The sequence below is a fragment of the Rhodopseudomonas sp. WA056 genome (assembly GCF_010906995.1).
In the GTDB taxonomy this organism is placed as follows: Bacteria; Pseudomonadota; Alphaproteobacteria; order Rhizobiales; family Xanthobacteraceae; genus Rhodopseudomonas; species Rhodopseudomonas palustris_G.
In genome coordinates, this window is record NZ_QPFS01000202.1 from 1 (window position 1) to 4,308 (window position 4,308).

Here is a 4,308-nt window from a genome sequence, read left to right on the forward strand (position 1 = left end):
GAGCTGTACTGCGTGCTGCCGACGCCCGGCATCACCGACGAGCAGATCGTGTTCTTCGTCGGCCACGTCGATTCCAGCGCGGTGCTGCAACGTGCCGGTCTTGCCGAAGAGGACGAGGACACCGAGCCGTTCGTCGTGTCGATCGACGAGGCGCTCGCGGCGCTGAGCCGGGGCGCGTTCAGCAACGCGCTGCTGGTCACCGCGATGCAGTGGCTGGCACTGAATCGTGCGCAGTTGCGGGAGTGTCTCAGCCGAGCCGCTTGATCGCGGTCAGGGCGCTGCCGCCGTCTGCGATCCGGACGATCGCTTGCTGCGCCGGTTCGATCGCCGTCGCCATGTGATACGCGTTGGCGTGAACGATGCTCTCCGCGTCGCGCACGATCGCGACGTGGCCTTTCCAGAACATCAGGTCGCCACGCTTGAGCGCCGGCCCGCCAGTGAGCGGCAACGGTTTCCCCAGCGCTGCCTCCTGCATGTCGCTGTCGCGAGGAGCGGCGATGCCGCAGGCGGCAAGCGCGGTCTGGACCAGTCCTGAACAATCGACGCCGAGACTGGTACGTCCGCCCCACAAATACGGGGTGCCGACGAAGCGCCCGGCGACGGCCACGAAGTCGGTCTCGAAGCGATCGAGCGCGGCAAGATGCTGTGGGGGCAGGTACCAGCCGTCCTGCGTGACAGCGAAGCCCGCGTCCTCACCGAGAACCGCGAGCCGTGCGCCGAGCGGCAACGTTGCGATCGGCGGCATTTTGATAGACGCGGCGGGGAACGCAAAGGTGCGGAGTGCTGAAACCCTGTGGGTCGGCTCCGCGGCGGATCGGCGCAAGGCCGCGACCGGCAGCCAGCCGACATAGTGGTCGGTCGCGAGCTGACCCCACGCCCAGCCGTCGTCGTTGCGATCATAGATGACGACGCGTTCGCCGAGCAGCGCCTCGGTTTCCAGCGGAGCGTCGGGGTGCGGCGTCCGCCGCAGCGGTGCGATCGCGGCGCCGATCGCGAAGGTCTCGCCTTCGACGAACCGCGCAGCGGCGACCTGGCCTTCGAGCTGTCTCGCCGCGAGATCGGGCCGCGCCGGCGTCAGTCTCCGATCGAACTCTGGATCAGCCATAGCGCTCGCTCAACAGCGCGAAGATCGCACGCGCGGCCTGGCATTCGCCGCCTTCGGGCCGGCCGGGCTTGGACTTCGGGGTCCAGCCGTAGATGTCGACATGCAGCCAGCTCTTGGCTGCTTCGACGAAACGCTGCAGGAACAGCGCGCAGGTGATCGAGCCGGCGAAGCCGCCGGACGGCGCGTTGTTGATGTTCGCGACCTTGGAGTCGAGCCACGAGTCGTACGGGGCCCACAGCGGCATCCGCCACAGCGGATCGTGCTCGGCCTTCGCGTGGCGTGCGAGGTCGAGCGCCAGCGCTTCATCGTTGGTGTAGTAGGGCGGCAGGTCAGGACCGAGCGCGACGCGGGCGGCACCGGTCAGGGTGCCGAGATCAATCAACAGGTCGGGGGCTTCTTCATCCGCATAGGCCAGCGCGTCGGCCAGCACCAAGCGGCCTTCGGCGTCGGTATTGCCGATCTCGACGGTCGGCCCCTTGCGTGAGGCGAAGATGTCGAGCGGACGCATCGCATTGCCGGCGACGGCGTTCTCGACAGCCGGGATCAGTACGCGCAGCCGCAGCTTCAATCCGGCATCCATGATCATCGAGGCCAGCGCCAGGACGTTGGCGGCGCCGCCCATGTCCTTCTTCATGATCAGCATGGCGCTCGACGGCTTCAGGTCGAGCCCGCCGGTGTCGAAGCAAACGCCCTTGCCGACCAGCGTCACCCTCGGATGCGAAGCGTCGCCCCAGGTCAGGTCGATCAGCCGCGGCGCGCGGGTCGAGGCCATGCCGACGGCGCGGATCAGCGGGAAGTTGCGGGCGGCGAGGTCGTCGCCGACGATCGCGTCGAATGCCGCACCGAAGCGTTGCGCCAGAGTCTGCGCCGCTTCGGCAAGTTCGGCCGGTCCCATGTCGTTCGCCGGGGTGTTGATCAGGTCCCGTGCCAGCGCCACGGCTTCTGCGGTGCGGCTGATCGCTGCCACGTCGATGCCGTCCGGCGGCACCAGTTTCACGGCCGAGGGCTCGGCGTGGCGATAGCGGGCGAACTTGTAGGCCCCGAGCGCGAAGGCCAGCACCGCGAGCCGGGCGTCGTGCGGCGCGTTGGCGAAGCGATAGCTGCCGGCCGGCAGCAGGCCGGGCAGGGCGCCGGGACGGAACGGGTCGTGGCCCTTGGCATCCGCCTCGTCGAGCCCGAACAACACGTGGCCGATGTCGCCTTCCGCCGTTGGCAGCGCCAGATACTGCCCGGGTTTGCCGTTGTAGCCCGCCGCCGCCGCAAACCGCTGCGCGGCTTCGGGCAGCCCGGCGCGGATCGTGTCCCAGCTCGATCTGGTGACGAACGAGATCGGAACGGCCGGCTGGTCGGAAACAGATTGAAACATCGCGTGCATGAGTTGCGTCTTTCGAATCGTGGGCGGCGGCGACGCCATCGGATTAACCCAACATTAGGGTTAACGCTCTATTGCTGAGCCGGAAGTCGTCGGCTTTGTGAGTAAGGGTGCCATGCGCGAGCTGTCTTGTCTTGCCCGGTTTGTTGCATCCGCGGCGCTGACCGTCAGCCTTGCGGTCAGTCTCGCGGGTTGCAAGACGGTGGGCATGTCGGGCGTCACGGGGGCGCTCGGCGAACGCAGCGAGGCTCCGGCCGATCCAAGCCGCACTGCGGATATCACCGGCGAGCGATACCGGGCGCGACCGAGCGATCCCGCCGCTGCTATCGCTTACGGCAACGCGCTGCGTGCGATCGGGCAGCGCGCCCAGGCGGTGGCGGTGCTGGAAAAAGCCTCGCTCGCCAATCCGAGCAACAAGGCCGTGCGCGCCGCCTACGGCCGCGCGCTCGCCGACAACGGCAATTTCCAACTCGCGTTCGATACGCTGTCGCGGGCACACAGCCCGGACAATCCGGACTGGCGGATTCTGTCGGTGCAGGGCACGGTGCTGGACCAGATGGGCCGCAACGACGAGGCGCGGCGCTACTATGCCAGCGCGTTGCGGCTGGCGCCGGGCGAGCCCTCGGTGCTGTCGAACCTCGGCATGTCCTATGTGCTGACCAAGGAACTGCCCAGGGCCGAAGAGACCTTGCGTCAGGCCTATTCCAGCGGCCGGGCCGACGAGCGGGTACGGCAGAATCTGGCGCTGGTGATCGGATTGCAGGGCCGCTACGCCGAGGCCGAGTCGATCGTCCGTGCGGATCTGCCGCCGGACGAAGCGGCCGCCAACGTCGCCTATCTCAAGCAGATGGTGAGCGGCCAGGACACGGCGCGCGCCGGCCGCGGCGTGATGGCTTCGGGCCGCTGACGGCGAACCACGGCCGGGTCTCGACGCGTTACTGCATCGCCGCGAGGCGGATGCCGGTCGGGCCGAGGATCACCACGAACAGCACCGGCAGGAAGAACACGATCATCGGCACGGTGAGCTTGGGCGGCAGCGCGGCGGCCTTCTTCTCGGCCTCGTTCATCCGCATGTCGCGGTTCTCCTGCGCCATCACCCGCAGGCTCTGACCGAGCGGGGTGCCGTAGCGCTCCGACTGCTGCAGCGCCAGACAGACCGATTTGACGCCGTCGAGGCCGGTGCGCTGCGCGAGGTTTTCGTAGGCCTGCTTGCGATCCTGCAGGTACGATAATTCGGCAGTCGTGAGGGTGAACTCTTCGGCGAGCGGGATCGACTGCGAGCCGATCTCGATCGACACCCGGCGAAACGCCGCTTCGATCGACATGCCTGATTCGATGCAGATCAGCAGCAGATCGAGCGCGTCGGGAAAAGCCCGCTTGATCGACAATTGCCGCTTCTGAATCGCGTTCTTCAGAAACAGCATGGGAGCCTGCATGCCGAAGAAGATCGCGGCGATGCAAATGCCGATCTTGACGGTGAGCGGCTGCTGCAGATCGGTGATCACGAAGATGTACAGCGCCGAAGCCAGGCCGAAAACGACCGGCATCACCAGGCGGAAGAACAGAAAGGTGATGTAGGGCGCCTGGCCGCGATAGCCGGCCATCACCAGCTTGTCGCGCGCACTCTCCTGCGCCAGCCATTTGGCGAGGTTGAAGTCTTCCACCACGCGGGCCACGAATTTCTTCGGCGCCTGGCGCAGCGACACTTTTTCGGCTTTGGCGAGCCGGTCACGCTCGCGCTGGCGGATCCGCTCGCGTTCGCTGCCGACCGCCTTCATCCGCTTGGCCAAGGTATCGCCGACGATGAACGGGGTGACCAGCGTGTAGGCGG

Annotated in this window: 5 protein-coding genes; 2 read left to right on the forward strand and 3 right to left on the reverse strand. The window is 67.2% G+C overall.

The genetic code is table 11. The features are described 5' to 3' along the window. Positions 1-264 (forward strand): NUDIX hydrolase (locus DU475_RS23115; protein ID WP_502706859.1); only part of this gene is annotated, 264 nt, incomplete at its 5' end. Here DU475_RS23115 and DU475_RS23120 read toward each other — a convergent pair. Beyond that, on the reverse strand, positions 248-1,105 hold the full coding sequence (locus tag DU475_RS23120; protein ID WP_164633442.1) for a C40 family peptidase: 858 nt from the start codon (positions 1,103-1,105) through the stop codon (positions 248-250). The two genes, DU475_RS23115 and DU475_RS23120, sit on opposite strands and share 17 nt — an antisense overlap. Continuing rightward, positions 1,098-2,480 (reverse strand): leucyl aminopeptidase family protein, encoded by a 1,383-nt coding sequence (locus tag DU475_RS23125; RefSeq protein WP_164633443.1) that lies wholly within the window; start codon positions 2,478-2,480, stop codon positions 1,098-1,100. Before DU475_RS23125 ends, DU475_RS23120 begins: the two co-directional genes overlap by 8 nt. Positions 2,481-2,592: 112 nt before the next feature. On the opposite strand from DU475_RS23125, the gene DU475_RS23130 reads away from it, so the two are divergent. Next, the gene (locus DU475_RS23130) at positions 2,593-3,384 is read left to right on the forward strand and encodes a tetratricopeptide repeat protein (protein ID WP_164633444.1); all 792 of its coding nucleotides are present in this window, start codon (positions 2,593-2,595) and stop codon (positions 3,382-3,384) included. Between the two features lie 28 nt (positions 3,385-3,412). Here the strand turns inward: DU475_RS23130 and DU475_RS23135 are convergent. Beyond that, a partial coding sequence (locus tag DU475_RS23135) for a type II secretion system F family protein (protein ID WP_164633445.1) occupies positions 3,413-4,308 on the reverse strand: 896 nt, incomplete at its 5' end.